This is a genomic window from Sedimentitalea sp. (assembly GCF_039973035.1).
Classification (GTDB): domain Bacteria; phylum Pseudomonadota; class Alphaproteobacteria; order Rhodobacterales; family Rhodobacteraceae; genus Sedimentitalea.
The window spans coordinates 127,539-149,882 of sequence record NZ_JBDWLR010000012.1 but is presented as its reverse complement, the minus strand read 5'-3'; the positions used below and the strand labels follow the sequence as shown (position 1 = coordinate 149,882).

22 protein-coding genes are annotated in these 22,344 nt (G+C 59.1%); 8 read left to right on the top strand and 14 right to left on the bottom strand.

Features of this window, described 5'->3' with window-relative positions:
* Nucleotides 1–95: 95 nt before the first annotated feature.
* The gene (locus ABJO75_RS02265) at nt 96–488 is read right to left on the bottom strand and encodes a hypothetical protein (protein ID WP_348132688.1); all 393 of its coding nucleotides are present in this window, start codon (nt 486–488) and stop codon (nt 96–98) included.
* A 64-nt stretch (nt 489–552) separates the two neighbouring features.
* Nucleotides 553–1,122, bottom strand: coding sequence for a TlpA disulfide reductase family protein (locus tag ABJO75_RS02260; RefSeq protein WP_348132686.1), 570 nt, complete (start codon nt 1,120–1,122; stop codon nt 553–555).
* Nucleotides 1,123–1,147: 25 nt separating this feature from the next.
* On the opposite strand from ABJO75_RS02260, the gene argH reads away from it, so the two are divergent.
* The 4 genes from argH to ABJO75_RS02240 all read left to right on the top strand — a co-directional run bounded on the left by argH (nt 1,148) and on the right by ABJO75_RS02240 (nt 6,885).
* Nucleotides 1,148–2,536 carry an argininosuccinate lyase gene (gene argH / locus ABJO75_RS02255; protein WP_348132683.1) on the top strand — a complete coding sequence of 463 codons (1,389 nt, stop codon included), beginning with the start codon at nt 1,148–1,150 and terminating at the stop codon, nt 2,534–2,536.
* A complete protein-coding gene (locus tag ABJO75_RS02250) occupies nt 2,533–2,739 on the top strand; it encodes a hypothetical protein (protein ID WP_348132681.1) in 207 nt (68 codons plus the stop codon). The genes argH and ABJO75_RS02250 overlap by 4 nt, the downstream gene beginning before the upstream one ends.
* A gap of 299 nt (nt 2,740–3,038) precedes the next feature.
* Nucleotides 3,039–4,304 (top strand): diaminopimelate decarboxylase, encoded by a 1,266-nt coding sequence (gene lysA / locus ABJO75_RS02245; RefSeq protein ID WP_348132678.1) that lies wholly within the window; start codon nt 3,039–3,041, stop codon nt 4,302–4,304.
* Nucleotides 4,305–4,338: 34 nt separating this feature from the next.
* On the top strand, nt 4,339–6,885 hold the full coding sequence (locus tag ABJO75_RS02240; RefSeq protein WP_348132675.1) for a TIGR02302 family protein: 2,547 nt from the start codon (nt 4,339–4,341) through the stop codon (nt 6,883–6,885).
* On the opposite strand, the gene ABJO75_RS02235 is transcribed toward ABJO75_RS02240, so the two are convergent.
* The gene (locus ABJO75_RS02235) at nt 6,868–7,623 is read right to left on the bottom strand and encodes a zinc-ribbon domain-containing protein (protein ID WP_348132672.1); all 756 of its coding nucleotides are present in this window, start codon (nt 7,621–7,623) and stop codon (nt 6,868–6,870) included. The genes ABJO75_RS02240 and ABJO75_RS02235 overlap by 18 nt on opposite strands.
* A gap of 186 nt (nt 7,624–7,809) precedes the next feature.
* Between ABJO75_RS02235 and ABJO75_RS02230 the strand changes: the two genes are divergently transcribed.
* Genes ABJO75_RS02230 through ABJO75_RS02215 form a run of 4 tightly spaced genes read left to right on the top strand, consistent with a single transcriptional unit; the run spans nt 7,810 to nt 10,712 of the window.
* Entirely contained in the window at nt 7,810–8,487 is a 678-nt protein-coding gene (locus ABJO75_RS02230) for an ATP-binding cassette domain-containing protein (RefSeq protein WP_348132669.1), read from the top strand.
* A complete protein-coding gene (locus tag ABJO75_RS02225) occupies nt 8,484–9,383 on the top strand; it encodes an FtsX-like permease family protein (RefSeq protein WP_348132666.1) in 900 nt (299 codons plus the stop codon). The genes ABJO75_RS02230 and ABJO75_RS02225 overlap by 4 nt, the downstream gene beginning before the upstream one ends.
* Nucleotides 9,383–10,123, top strand: a complete 741-nt coding sequence (locus ABJO75_RS02220) for a lysophospholipid acyltransferase family protein (RefSeq protein WP_348132663.1) — start codon at nt 9,383–9,385, stop codon at nt 10,121–10,123. Before ABJO75_RS02225 ends, ABJO75_RS02220 begins: the two co-directional genes overlap by 1 nt.
* Nucleotides 10,110–10,712 (top strand): pyridoxamine 5'-phosphate oxidase family protein, encoded by a 603-nt coding sequence (locus ABJO75_RS02215; protein ID WP_348132661.1) that lies wholly within the window; start codon nt 10,110–10,112, stop codon nt 10,710–10,712. Before ABJO75_RS02220 ends, ABJO75_RS02215 begins: the two co-directional genes overlap by 14 nt.
* Before the next feature lie 110 nt (nt 10,713–10,822).
* Here ABJO75_RS02215 and lpdA read toward each other — a convergent pair whose 3' ends face one another.
* The 11 genes from lpdA to sucC all read right to left on the bottom strand — a co-directional run bounded on the left by lpdA (nt 10,823) and on the right by sucC (nt 22,278).
* Nucleotides 10,823–12,211 (bottom strand): dihydrolipoyl dehydrogenase, encoded by a 1,389-nt coding sequence (gene lpdA / locus ABJO75_RS02210; RefSeq protein WP_348132659.1) that lies wholly within the window; start codon nt 12,209–12,211, stop codon nt 10,823–10,825.
* A gap of 90 nt (nt 12,212–12,301) precedes the next feature.
* A complete protein-coding gene (locus ABJO75_RS02205) occupies nt 12,302–12,691 on the bottom strand; it encodes an MAPEG family protein (protein ID WP_348132656.1) in 390 nt (129 codons plus the stop codon).
* On the bottom strand, nt 12,688–13,239 hold the full coding sequence (locus tag ABJO75_RS02200; RefSeq protein ID WP_348132654.1) for a hypothetical protein: 552 nt from the start codon (nt 13,237–13,239) through the stop codon (nt 12,688–12,690). Before ABJO75_RS02200 ends, ABJO75_RS02205 begins: the two co-directional genes overlap by 4 nt.
* A gap of 3 nt (nt 13,240–13,242) precedes the next feature.
* The gene (gene odhB / locus ABJO75_RS02195) at nt 13,243–14,757 is read right to left on the bottom strand and encodes a 2-oxoglutarate dehydrogenase complex dihydrolipoyllysine-residue succinyltransferase (RefSeq protein WP_348132651.1); all 1,515 of its coding nucleotides are present in this window, start codon (nt 14,755–14,757) and stop codon (nt 13,243–13,245) included.
* Between the two features lie 3 nt (nt 14,758–14,760).
* Nucleotides 14,761–17,718, bottom strand: a complete 2,958-nt coding sequence (locus ABJO75_RS02190; RefSeq protein ID WP_348132648.1) for a 2-oxoglutarate dehydrogenase E1 component — start codon at nt 17,716–17,718, stop codon at nt 14,761–14,763.
* Nucleotides 17,715–18,257 (bottom strand): DUF805 domain-containing protein, encoded by a 543-nt coding sequence (locus ABJO75_RS02185; protein ID WP_348132645.1) that lies wholly within the window; start codon nt 18,255–18,257, stop codon nt 17,715–17,717. Before ABJO75_RS02185 ends, ABJO75_RS02190 begins: the two co-directional genes overlap by 4 nt.
* A 222-nt stretch (nt 18,258–18,479) precedes the next feature.
* A complete protein-coding gene (locus tag ABJO75_RS02180; protein WP_348132642.1) occupies nt 18,480–18,875 on the bottom strand; it encodes a hypothetical protein in 396 nt (131 codons plus the stop codon).
* Nucleotides 18,872–19,756, bottom strand: coding sequence for a succinate--CoA ligase subunit alpha (sucD, locus tag ABJO75_RS02175; protein ID WP_348132640.1), 885 nt, complete (start codon nt 19,754–19,756; stop codon nt 18,872–18,874). Before sucD ends, ABJO75_RS02180 begins: the two co-directional genes overlap by 4 nt.
* 18 nt (nt 19,757–19,774) lie before the next feature.
* On the bottom strand, nt 19,775–20,305 hold the full coding sequence (locus ABJO75_RS02170) for a hypothetical protein (RefSeq protein ID WP_348132637.1): 531 nt from the start codon (nt 20,303–20,305) through the stop codon (nt 19,775–19,777).
* A 177-nt stretch (nt 20,306–20,482) separates the two neighbouring features.
* Nucleotides 20,483–21,088 carry a hypothetical protein gene (locus ABJO75_RS02165; RefSeq protein ID WP_348132634.1) on the bottom strand — a complete coding sequence of 202 codons (606 nt, stop codon included), beginning with the start codon at nt 21,086–21,088 and terminating at the stop codon, nt 20,483–20,485.
* Nucleotides 21,085–22,278: an ADP-forming succinate--CoA ligase subunit beta gene (gene sucC / locus ABJO75_RS02160; RefSeq protein ID WP_348132631.1), complete on the bottom strand. Its 1,194-nt coding sequence runs from the start codon at nt 22,276–22,278 to the stop codon at nt 21,085–21,087. Before sucC ends, ABJO75_RS02165 begins: the two co-directional genes overlap by 4 nt.
* Between the last annotated feature and the right edge of the window lie 66 nt (nt 22,279–22,344).

Here is a 22,344-nt window from a genome sequence, read left to right as displayed (position 1 = left end):
ACCTCACTCGCGGAATTCATCAAGGCCAGCGGATCACCACCGCACAAACAGGCCGGACAGACGACAGTACTGACGAAAATGACCGCAGAAATCGCCTAAAAAAACTCTTGCAATGCAGGAGCCACCCACAGAGGACGTTCGTCTGCGGTAAGACAAAGCCGGACACGCGGTGCGCCATAGTCCGCAAACCGGATGGTCTGCCGCGTTTCGCCATCAACATAGGTAAAGTTGTGCAGGTGACGTGCGACCGTGTCGGCGCCAAAGGACCAGAGCAGGCCGGGGCCGCGTTCCGTGATGACCAGCGCAGAATGGCGGTCGTCCGACACCAGAATATCCTGCACCCTGTCGTCGGGAAAATGCCGCAGCCACGCCGCCTTGGCGTCGCTCACATCGAGTGTCAGCAATCTGGATTTGCCCATTAGGTGCAACAGCAAGGTGACCGAGGCGATTCCCCCGATCACCAATATCAACAGGATATGCAGCGGCATCTGTTCTCTCTCCCTCGCCATTCAGAGACCCGGCAGAGGGCGGCTAGTCAATCGTGGCGCGGCGTCATCCTTGTGGTGGCTCGTCCAGCAACGCCGCTATGATCGCCTTGGCACTGTCCGAGTTCCAATCCGCATCCCCTTGAAGACGTGCGATTTCGTTGCCTTCGGGGTCCATCAGTACAGTTATCGGTAGGCCGAGCACGGCCATGTCTCGCGCGACCGCCTGTCTGGGGTCCTGATGCCGGGGCAGGTTGCTGACCTCGATTTCGTCAAAGAATTTCTGGATACCGATTGGAGAATTGCGCCCGGTGGCAATCGTCACAACTTCGAAATTCTTGCCGCCGAATTCATCCTGCAGGGCGGACAGCATCGGCATTTCCTTGCGACAGGGCGCGCACCACGTCGCCCAGAAGTTCAGCAACACGTATTTTCCCTGATAGTCGGCCAGCGTGCCGGTGCCTGCGCCGTCGGCAAGGGTGAACTCGCCCTGTGAGACCGGCTTTGGTTCCATATGAAACACCAGCTTTTTCATGTCTCCGTCCCGCAGGCCTTCAAGTGTGGCGGTATCGGCGCTGGCGATGTTTGCACAGAGCGCAATGGCCGTATAAACGAGCGCGAGCAATTGTTTTCTCATGTCCCCTCCGAAGGGTTTTCCAAAAATGACCGACACGACCTCAAACCAGATGTGGGGCGGCCGCTTTGCCGCCGGACCGGACGCGATCATGGAGGCAATCAATGCCTCGATCGGGTTCGACAAGCGGATGGCAGCACAGGACATAGCCGGGTCGCGTGCCCACGCCGCAATGTTGGCGGCAACGGGTGTCATAAGCGATAGCGATGCCGCGGCCATTCGGGAAGGTCTGCTCACCGTATTGTCAGAGATCGAGGCCGGGACATTTGAATATTCCAATGCGCTTGAGGACATTCACATGAATGTCGAGGCGCGCCTGAAAGAGATCATCGGTGAACCGGCGGGCCGGCTGCACACCGGGCGGTCACGCAACGATCAGGTGGCGACCGATTTCAAACTCTGGGTGCGCGACCAGCTGGACGCGGCGGAATCCGGGCTTTTGGCGCTGATCCGGGCGTTGCTGGCGCAGGCCGAGGCCGGGGCAGACTGGGTGATGCCCGGCTTTACCCATCTGCAAACCGCGCAGCCTGTGACATGGGGCCACCACATGATGGCCTATGTCGAGATGTTTGGGCGCGATCTGTCACGTGTCCGTGACGCACGAGCACGGATGAATGAATGCCCGTTGGGGGCCGCTGCGCTTGCGGGCACCAGTTTTGCGATTGATCGCGAAATGACGGCAGAGGCGCTTGGCTTTGACCGCCCCTCGGCAAACTCGCTGGACGCGGTCAGCGACCGTGATTTTGCGCTGGAATTTCTGGGGGCGGCGTCGATTTCGGCGATGCATCTCAGCCGGATGGCCGAAGAACTGGTGATCTGGTCCTCGGCACAATTTCGATTCGTCACGCTGAGCGACCGGTTTTCGACCGGTTCCTCGATCATGCCACAAAAGAAGAACCCCGACGCGGCGGAACTGATCCGCGCCAAGGTGGGGCGGATCTTTGGTGCAAACACCGCGCTAATGATGGTGATGAAAGGTCTGCCGCTGGCCTATTCCAAAGACATGCAGGAAGACAAGGAACAGGTCTTTGACGCGGCCGACAACTGGATGCTGGCGCTCGCAGCAATGGAAGGCATGGTCAGGGATATGACCGCCAACCGCGAGTCGCTGGCGACTGCGGCTGGGTCCGGTTTCTCGACCGCGACCGATCTGGCCGACTGGCTGGTGCGGGTGTTGGGCCTGCCGTTCCGGGATGCGCATCACATCACCGGATCGCTGGTTGCCATGGCCGAACAACGTGGATGTGACCTGCCAGAACTCGATCTTGCGGACATGCAGACCGTGCACTCGGATATCACCAAAGATGTATTTGGTGTTCTTGGCGTTGAAAATTCGGTAAACTCGCGCATGTCCTATGGCGGGACTGCTCCGGCGCAGGTCCGTGCGCAGATTGATCGGTGGAAGGCAAAACTATGATGAAACCCTGCCTTGTTGGCCTTTGTGTTGTGTTGCTCGCAGGCTGTGGCGTAGATGGAGAGCCGACTTCGCCGCCGCCAAAGCAAACGAATGAAACCGGCATTCGTGTGTCAGGGCAGGCGCGAGCCGGTGTAACCATTACCCGGAATGCGACACCGTTCTGGGCGGTGTCCCCCGGTTTGCCAGCCTCGGAACAGGAGTAGCGTGGGCATCGGATGAGGGTATTGGGATCATCTCTTCTGTTCCTCTTGGTCTTGGCGGGATGTGAGCCTTCGCCTCCACTTGTAGGGCCGGACGGCGAGTTGATCGTTCAACCGCCGCCGCCCGCCACCGCACAACCGGCAGTTAATGTTGGCATTGGAGTCGGGTCAGGTGGGGCGAATGCCTATGGCGGAGTCGGCTTTTATCAGGGACCATTCTCGGTGTTCTTGGGCTTTTAGCCCCACGCTTTCGATCCTCTGATCGCCATTGATCCCGGCGCGGGTTTTGCTATGACGCCGGTATGGATCATTTTCTCTACAAAGACGGCGCTCTGCATGCCGAGGATGTGCCGGTCAGCGAGATCGCTGCCGCAGTCGGAACCCCGTTTTATGTCTATTCCACAGCGACGCTGCTGCGCCACTATGCGTTGTTTGACGAGGCGCTGGAGGGAACAGAACATTTGGTTTGCTATGCCATGAAGGCCGCTGGCAATCAGGCGATCCTGAAAACGCTTGCGCAGGCCGGTGCCGGTATGGATGTGGTGTCGGTCGGTGAATATTTGCGAGCCCGCGCCGCTGGGGTGCCCGGCGAGCGGATCGTGTTTTCCGGCGTGGGCAAGACGGCGGATGAAATGCGCACGGCACTTGAGGGTGGTATCCGCCAGTTCAATGTCGAATCTGAGCCCGAGATGATCGTGCTGAACGACGTTGCGCTGTCGCTCGGCATGGTTGCACCGATCACCATTCGCGTGAACCCGGATGTGGACGCCAAGACCCATGCCAAGATCGCAACTGGAAAATCCGAGAACAAGTTTGGCATCCCGATCGCCCGTGCCCGCGAAGTCTATGCAATGGCTGCGGCGATGAAGGGCCTCGAGATCGTTGGCATCGATGTGCATATCGGAAGTCAGCTTGCCGACCTTGCGCCGTTTGAGCAGGCTTATGGCATCGTTGCGGAGTTGACCGAGACCCTGCGCGCTGACGGTCACAACATCCGCCGTCTTGATTTAGGTGGCGGGCTGGGCATCCCCTATGCGCGTAGCAACGAGGCACCGCCACTGCCATTGGAATACGGCGCGTTGATCAAACGAACGCTGGGCCATCTTGGCTGTGAGATCGAGATCGAGCCGGGCCGGCTGATTGCCGGAAACGCCGGGATCATGGTCAGCAAGGTGATCTATCTCAAATCCGGCGAAGGCCGTGATTTCCTCATCGTCGACAGTGCCATGAACGATCTGATCCGCCCCGCGATGTACGATGCGCACCACGATATCGTGCCGGTGATTGAGGCCGAGGCAGGTGTTGACCAGCAGCCATTTGATATTGTCGGCCCGGTTTGCGAAAGTGGCGACACATTCGCCAAACAGCGTAACCTGCCGCCGCTGTCTGCGGGCGATCTGATCGCCTTTCGTAGTGCGGGGGCCTATGGCGCGGTCATGGCCAGCGAGTACAACGCGCGCCCACTGATACCCGAAGTTCTGGTGAAAGGTGATCAATTTGCGGTCATCCGGCCGCGACCGACCTTTGACGAAATGATAAATCGCGATACCATCCCCGAGTGGCTGTAGCGCAATCCTGCGATTTGGCCGCTCGGAGAGCTTGATGGCCAGACCTACAGTCCCCCCGATCCTGCATGCGTTGCGCCTGCCGCTGGTGCTGACGCGCGGCGGGATGCTGGCGGAACGGTTGCTGCGGTGTTTTTGGCCGCTGATCAGTCTGGTGTTGCTGGTTCTGGCCCTGCTGATGCTGGGCGTGCAGGACCATGTGCCGGTCGAGGCCGTGTGGGCTACCGGGGTGGTCGCTGTGGTGGGCGCAGGCGCGGCGCTGATCTACGCATTTCGGCAATTTCATTGGCCCGCACGCGGCGAGGCCTTGGCCCGGCTGGATGAAACCTTGCCGGGGCGACCGATACAGGCTCTGCTTGATGAGCAGGCAATTGGATCAAATGACGCTCAATCCGCCGCACTTTGGCGCGCGCATCAGGCCCGGATGGCCGCGCGTGCAGCAGCCGCAAGAGCGCCGGCACCGGATCTGAAGATCGCGCGGCGCGATCCGTTTGCCTTGCGTTACGTTGCACTCCTCGCGTTTCTGGTGGCCCTGCTGTTTGGTTCTGTCTGGCGGGTGGGCAGCGTCGCGGAGATGACACCGGGCGGCACGGAACTTGCGAGCGGGCCGTCCTGGGAAGGCTGGGTAGAGCCGCCGCGCTATACCGGGAAACCAACGCTATACCTCAAGGACATGACCAACGCGACGCTGCGTGTGCCGGAAGGGAGCCGCATCACTTTACGTTTCTATGGCGAGGTCGGCGCGCTGAACCTGACCGAGACGGTTTCGGGATCGAAGGAAACCGAAGGATCTGCCGATGATCCCGTGCAGGACTTTACCGTTGTTCAAGACGGAACGATCGAGATCACCGGTTCTGGTGGGCAGAGCTGGCAAGTTGCTGTCATCGACGACACGCTGCCACAAATTACCATAGCCGGTGTCGCCGAAGCCGAAGCGACCGGCGAGATGACGTTGCCCTTTACCGCCAGTGATGACTACGGCGTTGTTGCCGGGCAGGCGGTGATCACGCTGGATCCGGGGGCCGTCTCCCGCCGCCACGGGCTTGTGGCAGAACCGGAATCGCGTGATGCGATTGTCGTGCCTTTGCCGATGCCCATCGCCGGTGATCGGCGCATGTTCACCGAAACTCTGATCGAGGATTTCTCGAAACACCCATGGGCGAACCTGCCAGTGATGATCCAACTGTCCGCAGAGGATGCGGCTGGGCATGTGACCGAAATTGATCCCGCTCCAATGGTGCTGCCCGCACGAAGGTTTTTTGATCCGCTGGCGGCGGCGGTCATCGAACAGCGACGCGATCTGCTCTGGGCACGCGACAATGCGGGCCGGGTATCACAGATACTGCGCGCGATTTCGCATCGCCCGGACGGGATGTTTCGCTCCGAGACCGCCTATCTGCGTCTTCGCGTGATTCTGCGCCGGTTGGAGACCTATTCAGATTACGGGCTGAAAGCGGAGCAGCGCGAGGAACTGGCCGAAGCGCTTTGGGGTCTTGCGGTACTGTTGGAGGAAGGCGATCTCAGCGATGCCTTGGAGCGTTTGCGGCGTGCGCAGGAACGGCTGAGCGAAGCCATGAAGAATGGCGCAAGCGATCAGGAAATCGCTGACTTGATGCAGGAGTTGCGCGAAGCAACCAACGACTACATGCGCCAACTGTCGCGTCAGGCCCAACAAGAGGGGCAGGAAGGCGAGCAGGGGCAGCCCTCGGAAAATGCGATGCAGATGACTCAGGATGATCTGCAGCGGATGATGGACCGCATTCAAGAACTGATGGAACAGGGCCGCATGGCCGAGGCCGAACAAGCGTTGCAGGAGCTCCAGCAGATGATGGAGAACATGCGCGTGACGCAAGGCCAAGGGCAAGGTGGCCAGTCCGAAGGGCAGCAGGCGATGGAAGGCCTCGCTGAAACCCTGCGCGAACAGCAAGGGCTGAGCGATCAGGCGTTTCGCGACCTGCAGGAACAGTTCAATCCCGGCGCACAGGCTGGCGAAAGTCAGGGCAACCAGGGCCGTAATGGCGGGCAGGGGCAAGGCCAGAGTCACGAGGGGCAAGGCGGTGAGGGCGATGGCGAGCAGAGCGGGCAACCCGGCAGCGAAGGTGCGCTGGCGGATCGCCAGCAAGCGCTGCGTGACGAGTTGGGTCGGCAGCAAGGCAATTTGCCGGGTGCTGGCACCCCCGAAGGTGATGCCGCACGCGAAGCGCTCGACCGGGCGGGACGGGCCATGGACGGTGCGGAACAGGCGCTGCGACAGGACGATTACGCTGATGCAATAGACCGGCAATCCGAAGCGATGGAGGCGCTGCGCGAAGGGATGCGTTCGTTGGGCGAAGCAATGGCCCAGCAGCAGAGCCAGCCGGGGCAGGGAAGCCAGCAGGGAGACATGGAGGCGCAGAACCGTGACCCGCTGGGGCGCAACAGCGGGTCCAATGGCTCGCTCGGTACGCCGGACAACCTGCTGCAGGGCGAAGACGTTTATCGGCGCGCGCGCGAGTTGCTCGACGAAATCCGCCGCAGGTCAGGAGAAGGCGACCGGCCTGAAGTCGAACGCAATTACCTTCAGAGGCTACTCGAGCGGTTCTGATGTGTCGGGCATGAGCTGGTTGATCAGCCCGTCCAGCCAGACCCGTCCTTCGTCCACCTTGGCAACATAGACTTTCACGTATGGAGCCGCCTGCGGCACAGCCTCGGAGAGCGTGCGCGCGTTGGCATAGGCAAGGACCAGAATCGCGGCCAGCAGGATGGTCAGCGAGACGCCCCTTATGAAACCTGATTTCCGCTTGGGTGTCTTGTACTCAAAGTCCTGATAGGCCGTATCGCCCGACGCACGCAGGGTTGAATTGATTTCCTCAATATCGGGAAGCTTACTGCGATGCGGTTCGGGCGTACTGCCCGATACTGGTTCGGCTGTTTCCTCTCCGCGGATCAGGGCCATCCGCGCACGCGCCTTGCGGGCGCTGTCGGCTGCCGCGTCAGATTCATGTGTCTCTGTGGTATCTTTGCGGTTGTCTGCTGAATCGGCGATTTCGCGGCTGCGCAAACGCGCTTCACGTTTGGCCTCCTGCTTTAGGATCTCGCTGACATTCGGGTCCAGTTTGCGTCGTGGAGGGGCAGCTGAATTTTCTTCGGAATTGGCAGGATCCTCATCCAGAAACGATGCCGCAGACACGCGCAGGTCGGGTTCTTCCCGCACCAGTGGGTCGGGGTGGGCAAAGAACCAGGTCTTGTCACAGTTTGAGCATTGAACGTCGCGGCCCTGTGGTGGGATCACCTTGTCGGGCACTTCGTACTGAGCGCCGCAATTCGGGCATGTAAGACGCATGCTGCCCCTCCTGATCCTGGTCAATGCCTAATGAAATGTTCTTCTGTCGCAACCATATGCGTTTCAGAGAGGGTACGCAAAGGGCGAATTTCGTACCAATTCTCAGGCGCGCGTGCGGCGAATCGCCATGGCATTGAAACTGCCCGGCGGGTAAGGCAAAAGGCGGCAGTTATCTGGAGATTGAACGTGATAGAGTTGGAACAGGTGGGATATGACTATGGCGGGGGCGCACTGTTCAGTGATGTTTCGCTGTCCTTGCCAGCCGGGTCATTCCACTTTCTGACCGGGCCATCCGGATCGGGCAAAACGACACTGCTAAAGCTCTGCTATGGCGCGCTCAGTCCAACCAGCGGGCGGGTCAGCGCCTTTGACGACGATATCGCGGCGGCCAACCGTGACGACATGGCCATGCTGCGGCGCAGAATCGGTGTGGTGCATCAGGATTGCCGATTTCTCGATCATTTGCCGGTGGCGGACAATATCGCATTGCCGTTGACTGTGGCGGGCCGGGACCTGGCCAAGGAACAGGACAACCTCAGTGATCTCTTGGGCTGGGTCGGGTTGTCCGATCGGGCCGATGCGCTGCCAACAGAGTTGTCAGGCGGCGAACGGCAACGCGCGGCGTTGGCGCGGGCGGTTATCCTGTCACCGGATGTGATCATTGCGGATGAACCGACTGGCAATATCGACTGGGAGATGTCACAGCGCCTGTTGCGTTTGCTGATCGACCTGAACGGAATGGGCAAGACCGTGCTGATTGCCAGCCACGACCTGTCGCTGATCCGCGCGGCCAAATCCGAGGTACAGGCGCGGGTCCTGCGTCTTTCTGACAAACAGGTGCAACTGGCGGGGGCAGATCTGTGAGCAATCGAACACTCCGCCGCTTTCTCGCTGGCGACGCCCAGAGCGACCGCATCGTTCCGCCCAGCGGGATCACCACATCTCTGACCTTCTTTGCCGCAGCAGCGATGGCCTTTCTGGCGGTTTTTGCATTGGCGCTGGCGCTGACAGCAGGCCGCGTCGCCGACCGTTGGTCTGATGATGCGTCGCAAACCGCCACCCTGCGCATTTCGGGTGCCACGGATCAACGCGAAGCACAGACCGAGGCCGCGTTGAACATTCTGCAAGAAACACCGGGAATCGCCAGTTCGCGTCCGCTCAGTGTCGAAGAACAGGCGGCGCTCCTCGCTCCATGGCTTGGCGCTGACCTGCCACTCGGCGACTTGCCACTGCCACAGTTGATTGAGGTGATAGCGGATGAGACCGGTTATGACAGCGATGCGCTGCAACAGCGATTGACAGACGAGGTGCCCGGTGCGGTTCTGGATGACCACAGCCGCTGGAACGCGCCAGTGGTGGACGCAGCACATGGGCTGCGGCGGCTCGGATTGATTTCTCTCTTGTTGATCGCTGGCACCATGGCGGCGATGATCACGCTCGCCGCTCGTGCCGCACTGGCCGCAAACGCACAGGTGATCGAGGTTCTCCGACTTGTCGGGGCACAGGATCGTTTCGTGACGTGCGCCTTTGTGCGCCGACTGACACTCAGGGCTTTTATTGGGTCGGGTGCTGGCATGGTGCTTGGCGTGCTCGCTGTAATGCTGCTACCGTCAAGCGGCGATGTTGATGGCTTTCTGACCGATATCGGATTTCGCGGCATCGATTGGCTGACACCACTTCTTGTGCCGATCCTGACCGCGGTGGTCGCATTCGGCGCGACCTGGCTGGCGGCGCGACAAAAATTGACGGAGTTCAGCTGATGGCCCATGCAATCCAATGGCTGCGATCCCTTGTCTTCATTATCGTGATCTACGCGTGGATGGCAGTGCTTGGCATTCTCTTCACACCTTATGCGATTCTGTCCAAACGTGGTGCGTTGCGCGCCTGCAAGATTTATGCCCGTACGACTATTCATCTCGCGCGGTGGATGGTCGGCATTCGCAGCGAAGTACGCGGCCCGGTACCTTCGGACGAAGTGATGGTTGCCGCCAAGCACCAATCGTTCCTCGATATCTTGCTGATCTTTGATGCGGTCCCCCACGCCAAGTTCATCATGAAACGCGAACTGTTGTGGACACCGTTTATTGGCCTCTATGCAAAAAGACTGGGCTGCGTTCCCGTTGATCGGGGCCGGCGCGGCGCAGCCGTAGCAAAGTTGGTGCAGGACGTCGCGCAGGAATTCAACGATCCCGGCCAGCTCATCATCTATCCGCAAGGCACGCGCGTCGCGCCGGCGGACAAGAAGCCCTACAAAGTAGGAACGGGCGTTCTCTACAAGGAACTTGGCCAAACCTGCGTCCCCGTCGCCACCAATGTCGGCCTTTTTTGGCCGCGCAAGGGCATCCTGCGCAAGCCGGGGCTGGCCGTTGTCGAGTTTCTGGAACCAATTGCCCCCGGTATGGACCGTACCAGTTTTATGAGGCAGCTTGAGCAGCGCGTGGAAACACGATCAATCGAATTGATGCGGGAAGCGGGGTTTGATCCGGATGGAACATATTGACACGATAGAGGCGCTGGAAGCGCTCTATGGCACGCCGAGCGAACCTGCCTTGCGCAAGGTCGCCCGACGGCTGACACCAACGTACCGCAAATGGATCATGACATCGCGGCTCTGCGTGCTGACCACCGTGGGTCGGGATGGTACAGATGGAAGCCCGCGCGGAGACGACGGCCCCGTGGTGCAGGAACTGGATGCCGGGACCCTGGCGATGCCGGACTGGCACGGCAACAACCGATTGGATTCCCTACGCAACATCGTGACGGATGGCCGGGTCTCGCTGATGTTCATGGTTTCCGGATCGAACACCGTCATTCGTGTCAACGGGACCGCAAGGTTGACCGCCGATGAGGGCCTGCGCGCCCGGTTTGAACGCAAGGGCCGACTGCCGGCGACCGTCATTGTGATTGCGATTGATGAAATCTACTCACAATGTTCGCGCGCTTTGTTGCGCGCTGGGCTGTGGTCGCGAGACGATCGCGCCGAATTGCCAAGTGCCGGAGATATCCTTGACGAAATGACCAATGGCGAGATTGACGGTCAGGAATATGATCGCGCCTGGACCGGACGGGCCACTGCCACCCTCTGGTAACGCCAGCGTAACCCGACACCGCACTTCTTTTTCTTGCTGAAAATATCCCGGTGAGCGCGAGGGGCAGAGCCCCTCGCTTTGGCCGACGTCAAAATCAGCGCGACACTGCCTTAACTGTGAATCGCCCCATCGCCGCAGGCCAGCGCGGCTTCGCGGACGGCCTCGGAGTACGTCGGGTGCGCATGGCAGGTCATTGCCAGATCTTCGGCAGAGGCCCCGAATTCCATCGCCACACAGACTTCGTGGATCAGGTCGCCGGCTCCGGGGCCAATAATATGTGCGCCGAGGATGCGGTCGGTGTCCTTGTCGGCGAGGATTTTCACGAAACCGTCTGCCGCAAAATTTGCCTTGGCGCGGCCATTGCCCATGAACATGAACTTGCCAACCTTGTAGGCGCGTCCTGCTTCCTTAAGTGCTTCTTCGGTCTCTCCGACATTGGCGACTTCGGGCCACGTATAGATCACGCCGGGGATCACCCCATAATTCACGTGCCCATGGTTGCCCGCGACCTGCTCGGCTGCGGCCATGCCTTCGTCCTCGGCCTTGTGAGCCAGCATCGGGCCATCGATTGCGTCGCCGATGGCATAGATGCCTTTGACGTTGGTTTGCCAATCCTTGCCGGTCTTGATCTGGCCGCGGTCGCTGCGTTCCACGCCAAGCGCGTCAAGGCCGAGACCGTCGACAAAGGGTTTGCGACCGGTGGCCACCAGCACCACATCGGCGTCCAGCACATGTTCGCTGTCATCCTTGCGCAGCTTGTAATGCACCTTGGCCTTGGTCTTGGTTGCTTCGGTTTTTTGGACCGCTGCGCCCATGATAAAGTTCAGGCCCTGTTTCTTGAGAATGCGCTGGAAGGTCTTTTGCACATCGCCGTCCATGCCGGGCGTGATCGCGTCAAGAAATTCGACCACGGTGACCTCGGCCCCGAGGCGCGAATAGACGCTGCCCAGTTCCAGACCGATTACCCCAGCTCCGATCACCACCATCTTTTTCGGGACCTTGCCGAGTTCGAGTGCGCCGGTTGAGGTCACAACTACCTTTTCGTCGACCTCGACACCGGGCAAGGACGACGCCTCGGAGCCGGATGCGATGATAATATTCTTGGCGGTGTGCACTTCGTCCCCAACTTTGACCTTGCCCGCCTCAGGGATGCTGCCCCAACCTTTGAGCCAGTCGATCTTGTTCTTCTTGAACAGGAATTCGACGCCCTTGGTGTTGGTGGTGATCACGTCGTCTTTGTAGGCGAGCATCTGTTTCCAGTCGACGCTGGGGGATTTGCCCTTGAGGCCCATCTTGGCAAAGTTGTGCTCGGCCTCGTGCAACTGGTGGCTGGCATGCAGAAGAGCCTTGGACGGGATACAGCCCACGTTCAGGCAAGTGCCGCCCAGTGTTTCACGACCTTCGACACAGGCGGTCTTGAGGCCGAGCTGTGCGCAGCGGATGGCACAGACATAGCCGCCGGGTCCGGCGCCGATGATGATCACGTCGTAGTTAGCCATGGGATGGGTCCTTTGTTGTGAGCGGGGAAGGGGCGCTGCCCCTCGGTGCATTCTGCACCTCACCCCGGAGTATTTCGTCAAAGATGAAGATCATGTCAGGGCCGCCAGAAGCATGAGCAGGGTGGCGATGAGGCCGACCAGCCAGATCACCGAACGCCATGGGGACAGTCCAAGGGCGTAGGCGGGAACATAGAGGATGCGGGCGGCGAGGTAAGTCCAGGCACAGGCGGTGGTGTAGGAGGTCGATTGATCCGACACGGCGATCACCACGCAGGCGATGGTGAAGAGGATCAGACCCTCGAAATGGTTGTTCATCGCCCGCTGCAGGCGTCCGGCGAGGCCGGTGAGTTGCGTAGGGGTGTCGCGTGGCCCAAGGGCGGTCTTGCTGCCGACCTGCCGGTTCGCCGTGACCGAATAGGCCGTGAACTGGAGCACCTGAAGCAGGGCGGCGAGAGTGAGGGCGGTGAGTTCTGGGGTCATTTGCGCTCAGTGAGGTCTTCTACGGAAACTAGTCTACCCTCGGCGACAGCTGTTCCCAAAGGTCTAGACGCAGCAAGTATTGAAGTGAGGATGCTCTGTCTTTGAGAGTCGCTAAGATCGGTTCTGTCTGCCAAGTCAAACGTTCGATCTATTAGCTCCAGTTGCTTTGAGTAGTTTTCTAATGATGCAGCTTCAATTTGGGTGGCGGTCAGTTGCCGCTGCTGGTCGCGATCTTTTCTTTCGATAACTCGGTCTACGATGCCTAGAATGAAATCCTTGAGGTGTCCTGTTAATTCACCTGCGCCAGCTAAATCTGCCCAGCCTGGTGAGCTATAAGAGATGGAGATCACCCGGAGCAACTTGTCGCGGCCATCAGCATTCCCGGTTGGTGTCGGGTCGTTGGACTGGCGCCGATACTCGCGGTATAGTTCCTTGCCGTAAAATTGAGCTAGGTGCGCATAAATCGTTTCACAAGATTGGAACAGTTGGCCCATTTCCTTAGCGGACCAACTGCCTTCAATCCTTAGTCGAAAGCGCTCATTTGACATGAACTACAAATCCATCAACAACCGGCGCGGGTCTTCCAACGCTTCTTTCACGCGCACCAAGAAGGTCACGGCGCCTTTGCCGTCGACGATGCGGTGGTCATAGGACAGGGCGAGGTACATCATCGGCCGGATGACGACTTCGCCTTTGATTGCCATCGGGCGGTCCTGGATCTTGTGCATGCCGAGGATACCGGATTGCGGCGGGTTCAGGATGGGCGAAGACATCAGCGAGCCGTAGACACCGCCGTTGGACAGGGTGAACGTGCCGCCCTGCATTTCGGCCATCGACAATTTGCCGTCGCGTGCGCGGCGACCCTTTTCGGCAATCGCTTTTTCGATCTCGGCAAACGACATGCTGTCCGCATCGCGGATCACCGGCACGACGAGGCCGGTCGGGGTGCCAGCGGCGACGCCCATGTGCACGAAGTTCTTGTAGACGATTTCGTTGCCGTCGATCTCGGCGTTGACCTCGGGCACTTCTTTCAGCGCGTGGCAGCAGGACTTGGTGAAGAACGACATAAAGCCCAGACGCACGCCGTGCTTTTTCTCAAACTGGTCCTTGTATTGGCTGCGCAGAGACATGACCTCGCCCATGTCCACCTCGTTATAGGTGGTCAGCATGGCGGCGGTGTTCTGGCTGTCTTTCAGACGCTTGGCGATGGTCTGGCGCAGGCGGGTCATTTTCACCCGCTCTTCGCGCGCGGCATCGTCGGCCGGTACCGGTGCGCGCGGCGCAGCGGCTGTTGCCGCAGGTGCCGGGGCGGCGGCTGCAGCCGCGACAGCGCGGGCGACATCATCTTTCATGGCGCGACCATCGCGGCCTGTACCAGTCACCTGATCACGGGAAACACCCGCTTCGGCCATGGCTTTCTTGGCGCTTGGAGCATCCTCGACATCTGACTTACCCGATGTCGGGGCGGGCGCGGCTTCGGACTCGGTTGGGCGAGGGGCGGGTTCAACCGCACCGTCTGCGGCGCCGCTGATCACGGCGAGCTTGGCGGATGCATCCACGGTGGTGCCTTCGGGGGCGGTGATTTCGGCGAGAACGCCGGCGGCGGGTGAGGGGACCTCTACGCTGACCTTGTCGGTTTCCAGTTCACAGAGCATTTCATCCTGTGCGACGGAATCGCCGACTGCCTTGAACCAGGTGCTGACGGTGGCCTCGGTCACGGATTCGCCCAGTGTCGGCACCATCACGTCGGTGGTTGCGGCGTCAGACGATGCTCCGGCACTTGACGCGGCACTTGCCTCTGGTTTCGCGTCAGCGGTGGCCGCGCCTTCACCTTCGACGATGGTTGCCAGCAAGGCATCGACCCCAACGGTTTCGCCTTCGGCGGCGACGATTTCGCCCATGGTCCCAGCAGATGGGCTGGGCACTTCGACGGTCACCTTGTCGGTTTCCAGCTCGCACAGCATTTCATCCACGGCGACCGCATCGCCGGGTTTCTTGAACCAGGTGGCAACGGTCGCCTCGGTCACGGATTCGCCCAGCGTCGGGACGCGTACTTCGGTTGTCATGGCTTACTTTCCTTCGATGGTCAGCGCTTCGTTCACCAGCGCGTTTTGTTGGGCTTTGTGTTGGCTGGCCAAGCCGGTTGCGGGCGAAGCCGATGTTGCACGGCCAGCATAGATCGGGCGTTTGTGCTTGGCCTTGATCCTGTTCAGGACCCATTCGATGTTGGGTTCGATAAAGGTCCAGGCGCCCTGGTTCTTGGGCTCTTCCTGGCACCAGACCATTTCGGCGCCTTTGAACCGCTCCAGTTCCTTGACCAGCGAGATCGCAGGGAAGGGGTAGAACTGTTCGATGCGCATGATGTAGACATCGTCGATCCCACGAGAGTCGCGTTCCTCAAGCAAGTCGTAATAGACCTTGCCCGAACACATCACCACACGTTTGATCTTTTTGTCGGCGACCAGTTTGGTGCCCGAGTTGCCGTGTTCCGCGTCATCCCACAGCACCCGGTGAAAGCTGGATCCGGTGGTGAATTCATCGGTTTTCGAGATCGCAAGCTTGTGACGCAGCAATGATTTTGGCGTCATGAGGATCAGCGGCTTGCGGAAGCCACGGTGAATCTGGCGGCGCAGGATGTGGAAATAGTTGGCGGGTGTCGTACAGTTCGCGACGATCCAGTTGTCCTGTCCGCACATCTGAAGAAACCGTTCGAGCCGGGCCGAACTGTGCTCGGGTCCCTGACCCTCGTAACCATGCGGCAGCAGGCAGACCAGCCCCGACATCCGCAGCCATTTGCTTTCGCCTGAACTAATGAACTGGTCAAACATGATCTGCGCGCCGTTGGCGAAATCGCCGAACTGCGCTTCCCACAGCACGAGAGCATTGGGTTCTGCCAGCGAAAAGCCATACTCAAAGCCCAGCACCGCGTATTCGCTCAGCATCGAGTCGATGACTTCGTATTGCGATTGGCCAGAACGAATGTTGTTGAGCGGGAAGTACCGCTCTTCGGTGTTCTGATTGATCAGGCCTGAGTGGCGTTGGCTGAAGGTGCCGCGCGTTGCATCCTGACCAGAGAGACGCACCGGATATCCTTCGGTCAGCAATGATCCGAACGCCAATGCCTCGCCTGTGGCCCAGTCGATGCCTTCGCCTTTGGAGAACATCTCTTTTTTACTTTCCAGCAGCCGTGCCACCGTGCGGTGCATCGGGAACCCGTCTGGCACGCGGGTCAATGCCTCGCCGACTTCTTTCATCGTTTCCGGAGAAATCGCGGTTTCGCCACGGACATATTCTTCGCCGTGCTTGTCGATATGAGACCAGCGCCCGTCGAGCCAATCGGCCTTGTTCGGTTTGAAATCCTTGCCGGATTCGAACTCTTCGTTCAGATGCGCCTGAAACGCGGCCTTCATGTCCTCGATTTCGCCTTCGGGGATCAGACCATCTTTGACCAGCCGTTCGGTATAAAGGCTGAGCGTCGTTTTATGGGTCTTGATCCGCTTGTACATGATCGGGTTGGTGAACATGGGCTCGTCGCCCTCGTTATGACCGAACCGGCGATAGCAGAAGATGTCAATCACTACATCCTTGCAGAATTTCTGGCGGAATTCGGTGGCAACCTTGGCCGCATGCACAACCGCTTCTGGGTCGTCACCGTTGACGTGAAAGATCGGGGCTTCGACCATCAGTGCAATGTCGGTGGGGTAGGGCGAGCTGCGGCTGAAGTGCGGAGCGGTGGTAAAGCCGATCTGATTGTTCACGACGATATGCATGGTGCCGCCGGTCTTGTGGCCTTTCAGGCCCGACAGGCCAAAGCACTCGGCAACCACACCCTGACCGGCGAACGCCGCGTCGCCATGCAGCAGGATCGGCAGGACCGATGTACGCTGATCATCGTTGTTCTGATCCTGCTTGGCACGGGCCTTGCCCAGAACCACAGGGTTCACGGCCTCGAGGTGGCTGGGGTTGGCGGTCAGCGACAGGTGCACAGTATTGCCATCAAAATCGCGATCGCTTGATGCACCGAGATGGTATTTCACGTCGCCCGATCCGTCCACGTCCTCGGGCTTGAAGCTGCCGCCCTGGAATTCGTTGAAAATGGCGCGATAGGGCTTCTTGAGCACGTTAGCCAACACCGACAGACGACCTCGGTGGGGCATGCCGACGATGATGTCCTTGACACCCAACGCGCCGCCGCGCTTGATGATCTGTTCCATCGCGGGGATCAGGCTTTCGCCGCCATCCAGACCAAAGCGTTTGGTGCCCATGTATTTGACATGCAGGAACTTTTCAAAGCCTTCGGCCTCGACCATCTTGTTCAGGATTGCCTTTCGCCCTTCGCGGGTAAATGTGATCTCTTTGTCGAAACCTTCAATCCGCTCTTTCAGCCAAGCCGCTTCTTCAGGATTTGAGATGTGCATGTATTGCAGCGCGAAAGTGCCGCAATAGGTACGTTTCACGATCTCGACGATCTGGCGCATCGATGCGATCTGCAGGCCGAGAACGTTATCGATAAAGATCGGGCGGTCCATGTCGGCTTCGGCAAAGCCATAGGTTTTGGCGTCGAGTTCGGGATGCGGGGTCTGGTCGCGCATGCCAAGCGGGTCCAGATCCGCAACCAGATGCCCACGGATACGATAGGCCCGGATCAGCATCAGTGCCCGAATACTGTCGAGCACAGCACGTTTCACCTGTTCTTCGCTGACGGTGACACCGGCGGCGTCGGCCTTTTCCAATATCTTCTTGCCAGCAGCCTTGGTCTCGGCTTCGGGCCAGGCACCGGTCAGCGCCGCGGTGAGATCATCCGCAGGCTGCTGCGGCCAGTCACTGCGGGCCCATGACGGGCCTTTCGCCTCTGCCTTGACGTCAATCTCGGCATCGCCCAACTGCGCAAAGAACGCGGCCCATGCTTCGTCGACCGCATTCGGATCGTTTGCGAACCGAGCGTAGAGTTGTTCCAGATACTCGGCGTTGTGCCCCTGCATGAAAGACGAGGCGTGGAACTGGTCGTTGGGAGAGTGCTCGGTCATGTTTGTACCTCGTATGGGTTGGGACCGTATTTATTTGGGCCGGGCTGGCTGGGGCGGCTAAGCCACCACAGCACAAGAAGCGGAGAGACGATCAGGATAATCAACGCCGGGATGAATACCAGCAATGTCGCGCGTGTCAGGAAAACATCAAGGGAATGGTTGCCGGAAAAATGATCGGCAAGCCCAATGCCAAAGAGCAGCACAAGAACCGTGCCCGCTATTAGAAGGATCGGGAGCAACGCGTACAGCCCGCTGCGTCCGGTATCGTGCATGCGCCGCCACGCCACGGCGAGATGTGGCAAAAACACCGCAAGGCTGACCAGCGATTGCACAGGTTGAGACGAACGCGCCATCGTTGCACTACTCGTTTCATTGCTGATGCTGACGACCGATGTGAAGAAAGCCCAGTCGATCAACGACGCGATGAGGCTGAGGATCAGGATGAACAGCAAGAAATACCAGTACTCCGCGCGCGGGGCGCGACCCGAGAAGGCCATGTATTTCGAAAGGCAGGTCTTTACCGCCGTCGTAAAGGTCATCGGTGTCTTCTCCGGTCGTGCATTGCGCCGTGCGTTTGGATGACCTTCATTGGCGTTTCATTCCAAAGACTCGCGACGTTGCGTTTCTGAAGTTAGATAGCAGCCCACAAATTAGTACCGTGTCTGTGGGCTGAACATTCTGATCGCAGATAATCAACCGGCTCAACATGAGTTGCCTTTCGGCAGCGCGATGCAAGAAATTGACGTCATGTCGTCGCCTCGCTAATCGCATTTGAGAAAGGTCATGATTTGATCGTCGGTCACGATGTTCGATACCGACACTGCGTCACTGGATTTTCCCTGTTGTCGGCAAATGTCGCGCGTCATTGTGATAAGTTGTGCCTGGGTCATGCGTGGTTCTGTACGTTTTTCAGTTCCGATTATCCCGAGTTTCCGTTTGCCATTTTCTGTGTAAGAGAGCAGGAAGGATCGTTTATGACCTTTGTATTTGTCCGTTAGAAGTGCAGCTTCATCAAGCTGTTGAACGGGTGTATCAGGCGAAATAGCCGCCTCTGACGATGAGGAATGAGGCGCTGCAGTTTTAGACGGCTCTACATCGCATCCCACCAACGCCCAAAATGATGCCGTCAACAATCCGAGTTTAGCTTCCGGAGTCATGATGCAATCGCCTCTAGCACAGCCTCTCCCAACGACGCGGGGCTTTCAGCAACGACGATCCCGGCGGCTTTCATCGCTTCGATCTTGTCTTCGGCACCACCTTTGCCGCCCGCGACGATGGCGCCCGCGTGGCCCATTCGGCGGCCAGGAGGTGCGGTGCGCCCGGCGATGAACCCGGCTGTGGGTTTCCAGCGGCCTTTCTTTTTCTCGTCGGCGAGGAATTGTGCGGCTTCTTCTTCGGCGCTGCCGCCTATTTCGCCGATCATGATGATGCTCTCGGTTTCGTCATCCGCAAGGAACCATTCCAGCACATCGATATGCTCGGTTCCCTTGATCGGGTCGCCGCCGATGCCAACGCACGTGGATTGGCCCAGACCCACATCGGTGGTCTGCTTGACCGCCTCATAGGTCAGCGTGCCGGACCGGCTGACAACGCCGCAGGACCCGCGTTTGTGGATGTGGCCGGGCATGATGCCGATCTTGCAGGCACCCGGCGTGATGACACCGGGGCAGTTGGGACCGATCAGGCGGCTGCTGGAGCCTTCGAGTGCCCGTTTCACACGCAACATGTCCAGAACCGGAATGCCTTCAGTGATCGCGACGATCACTTCCATCTCGGCATCGATGGCTTCAAGGATCGAGTCTGCGGCAAAGGGAGGCGGCACATAGATCACCGTCGCATCGGCCTCGGTCGCCGCCTTGGCCTCGTGGACCGAGTTGAAGACAGGGAGGCCAATATGTTCCATCCCACCTTTGCCCGGCGTCACACCGCCGACCATCTTGGTGCCATAGGCAATGGCCTGATCGGTGTGAAACGTACCCTGCGAACCTGTGAGGCCCTGGCAGATGACTTTGGTGGTCTCATTGATGAGGACGGACATGTGGGGTCCCTTTTCTGATTAGACGCGGGCGGTGAGATAAAAGACGCTTGTGCCGTTTTCGACGCAGCCCTGTGCGCCTTGGCCGGGACTTACGCCAATCGCGAGCCCGATCGGATTTGTAGGATCTTCGTAAACGATGCATTGCGCCGGCTGGCCCGTGGCGGGGTCGATAGGACCTTGTTGGGCACGTCTCACGAAACCGGGATAGAATTGAGGCACAACGCTGTCGACCACCGGGCTGGCGGCAGTTACGCCAAGATAGTTGCTGCTGACCTGACAATGTTCGGGCATCTCACCATAGTAAAGCTCGACCTCGACGGTGTTTGCAGGGGCGGTAAATGTATGTGTCGTGTCGCTGTTCATGTGGCTGCGCTCGACCCGTTCGGTGAAACCCGCATTGCGAAACATCTGCGCTCGCATTGCGGGTTGCACATGCGGCTGGATGCAGAGCTGCAGTGCAATCTCGGCGTTGATGCGAGCGGCCTCTTCGACGGTCTGGGCGGCGACCGGGGCGGCCAGCAGGAGGGATATGAGGAGGGAGCGGATCAATTCGGCTACCGGTTGCGATAGACCGCGGAAGGCGAGCCGGTCAGGCCTTGGCCGATGACTTTGGTATTTTTGTCGATGAGGACCGCCATGCAAATCTCCGAATGTTTCCGCACTGTTCCTGCGACGGGCGAAACCAAATGTTGTTGAAATACGGTTTTAGCTTGATATGCCATATTGTTAATTGATCTCGCTGATGGGAAGCAGGGCAAAGGCGCCTATACTTATGCCGTACGAAAAGATCTGAAACTGTGCGATAAACGCAGGATCGGGCAGAACACCGGTAGCCTCCATATGCACCATTCGGTCAGTTCCACTTCCTGCCGTGGCGTAGATCGAGGTAATCTTCAAATCTTCAACCTCCCCGCCCGCTATTGCCGTTGCCCCGCTCGCTTCCAGACGCGCCCGCAGCACAGTTCCCAAATTTTCAACATCGTTCAGCGGCTGAAGGTTGTGATAACCGACTGTGCAGTAGATGTAGCGCATGTCCGACAGATCACTGTGCGAGGCAGAAAACGTCCATCGCTGATCTTGCGTTTGGTGGTCGACCTGAGCGCGAAGACCGTCTGTGCTTTTCGATATCCGGTGTTCCGGCGGTAACGTTTCAAACGCTTTAGTATCCACCGCCTTTGCCTCAATTACCTTTCCGCAATGCTTGCCAAAGGCCATCCAGACATCGTTTATCAGGTCGTCTTGCGCGGTCGCCGTTTGCGTCATGACCAGCACTGTCAAAGCAGATGCTGCAATCTTGGAGCAAAACAAAAACACGCACTTCTGCGGGGTCATCCCTTCACCGCCTCCACAATCTTCTCAGCCCCATCCCTGAGGTTGTCAGCGGCGATCACGTCGAGGCCAGAAGTGTTGATGATCTCCTTGCCCTTCTCCACATTGGTGCCTTCCAGTCGCACAACCAGCGGCACTTTCAACCCGACCTCTTTCACGGCGGCCACGACGCCCTCGGCGATGACGTCACAACGCATGATGCCGCCAAAGATGTTGACGAGGATGCCCTTGACCTGCGGGTCGGACGTGATGATCTTGAACGCCTCGGTGACCTTTTCCTTGGTCGCGCCGCCGCCCACGTCGAGGAAGTTGGCGGGCTCCGCGCCATAGAGCTTGATGATGTCCATCGTCGCCATCGCCAGACCCGCACCGTTGACCATGCAACCGATTTCACCATCCAGCGCGATATAGTTCAGGTCGAACTTGCTGGCTTCCAGTTCTTTGGAATCCTCTTCGCTGGTGTCGCGCAGTTCGGCAATGTCGGCGTGCCGGTAGACCGCGTTGCCGTCAAAGCCCATCTTGGCGTCAAGGCATTTCAGATCGCCACCGTCGGTCACAATCAGCGGGTTAATCTCGAGCATCTCCATGTCTTTTTCGATGAACATGGCGTACAGCGTACCCATCAGCCGTACGCATTGTTTCACCTGCTTGCCCGAAAGGCCGAGCATGAATGCGATGCGGCGGCCATGGAACGCCTGATAGCCGGTGGCAGGATCCACCGAGAACGACAGGATCTTCTCGGGCGTGCTTGCGGCGACTTCTTCGATATCCATGCCGCCTTCTGTCGAGCAGACAAAACTGATGCGGCTGGTTTGTCGATCGACCAAAAGCGCCAGATACATTTCTGTTTCGATGCCGCTTCCGTCTTCTATGTAGATGCGGTTGACCTGTTTGCCCGCCGGACCGGTCTGATGTGTGACCAGTGTTCGACCGAGCATTCGTTTGGCCTCCAAGGCAGCTTCTTCCACTGACTTTGTCAGCCGCACGCCGCCCTTGTCTCCGGCATCCATTTCCTCGAAGCTGCCTTTGCCACGCCCACCGGCGTGTATCTGGGCCTTGACCACCCAAAGGGGACCATCCATTTCGCCGGCGGCAGTCTTGGCCTCTTCCGCGCGCAAAACCACGCGCCCGTCAGACACCGGTGCGCCGTAACTGCGTAGCAATGCCTTGGCCTGATATTCGTGAATGTTCATCGAAAACTGTCCCGTCTTGCCGCGTTTACGTAGGGTATAGTCGCCCCGTTCCTCTGCAGTTAAACG

Bases quoted from the DNA above. Each gene is read 5' to 3' on its own strand.
- ABJO75_RS02265 (WP_348132688.1), bottom strand. From the start codon at position 488: ATGCCGCTGCATATCCTGTTGATATTGGTGATCGGGGGAATCGCCTCG.
- ABJO75_RS02260 (WP_348132686.1), bottom strand. From the start codon at position 1,122: ATGAGAAAACAATTGCTCGCGCTCGTTTATACGGCCATTGCGCTCTGT.
- argH (WP_348132683.1), top strand. From the start codon at position 1,148: ATGACCGACACGACCTCAAACCAGATGTGGGGCGGCCGCTTTGCCGCC.
- ABJO75_RS02250 (WP_348132681.1), top strand. From the start codon at position 2,533: ATGATGAAACCCTGCCTTGTTGGCCTTTGTGTTGTGTTGCTCGCAGGC.
- lysA (WP_348132678.1), top strand. From the start codon at position 3,039: ATGGATCATTTTCTCTACAAAGACGGCGCTCTGCATGCCGAGGATGTG.
- ABJO75_RS02240 (WP_348132675.1), top strand. From the start codon at position 4,339: ATGGCCAGACCTACAGTCCCCCCGATCCTGCATGCGTTGCGCCTGCCG.
- ABJO75_RS02235 (WP_348132672.1), bottom strand. From the start codon at position 7,623: ATGCGTCTTACATGCCCGAATTGCGGCGCTCAGTACGAAGTGCCCGAC.
- ABJO75_RS02220 (WP_348132663.1), top strand. From the start codon at position 9,383: ATGGCCCATGCAATCCAATGGCTGCGATCCCTTGTCTTCATTATCGTG.
- ABJO75_RS02215 (WP_348132661.1), top strand. From the start codon at position 10,110: ATGGAACATATTGACACGATAGAGGCGCTGGAAGCGCTCTATGGCACG.
- lpdA (WP_348132659.1), bottom strand. From the start codon at position 12,211: ATGGCTAACTACGACGTGATCATCATCGGCGCCGGACCCGGCGGCTAT.
- ABJO75_RS02205 (WP_348132656.1), bottom strand. From the start codon at position 12,691: ATGACCCCAGAACTCACCGCCCTCACTCTCGCCGCCCTGCTTCAGGTG.
- ABJO75_RS02200 (WP_348132654.1), bottom strand. From the start codon at position 13,239: ATGTCAAATGAGCGCTTTCGACTAAGGATTGAAGGCAGTTGGTCCGCT.
- odhB (WP_348132651.1), bottom strand. From the start codon at position 14,757: ATGACAACCGAAGTACGCGTCCCGACGCTGGGCGAATCCGTGACCGAG.
- ABJO75_RS02190 (WP_348132648.1), bottom strand. From the start codon at position 17,718: ATGACCGAGCACTCTCCCAACGACCAGTTCCACGCCTCGTCTTTCATG.
- ABJO75_RS02185 (WP_348132645.1), bottom strand. From the start codon at position 18,257: ATGACCTTTACGACGGCGGTAAAGACCTGCCTTTCGAAATACATGGCC.
- ABJO75_RS02180 (WP_348132642.1), bottom strand. From the start codon at position 18,875: ATGACTCCGGAAGCTAAACTCGGATTGTTGACGGCATCATTTTGGGCG.
- sucD (WP_348132640.1), bottom strand. From the start codon at position 19,756: ATGTCCGTCCTCATCAATGAGACCACCAAAGTCATCTGCCAGGGCCTC.
- ABJO75_RS02165 (WP_348132634.1), bottom strand. From the start codon at position 21,088: ATGACCCCGCAGAAGTGCGTGTTTTTGTTTTGCTCCAAGATTGCAGCA.
- sucC (WP_348132631.1), bottom strand. From the start codon at position 22,278: ATGAACATTCACGAATATCAGGCCAAGGCATTGCTACGCAGTTACGGC.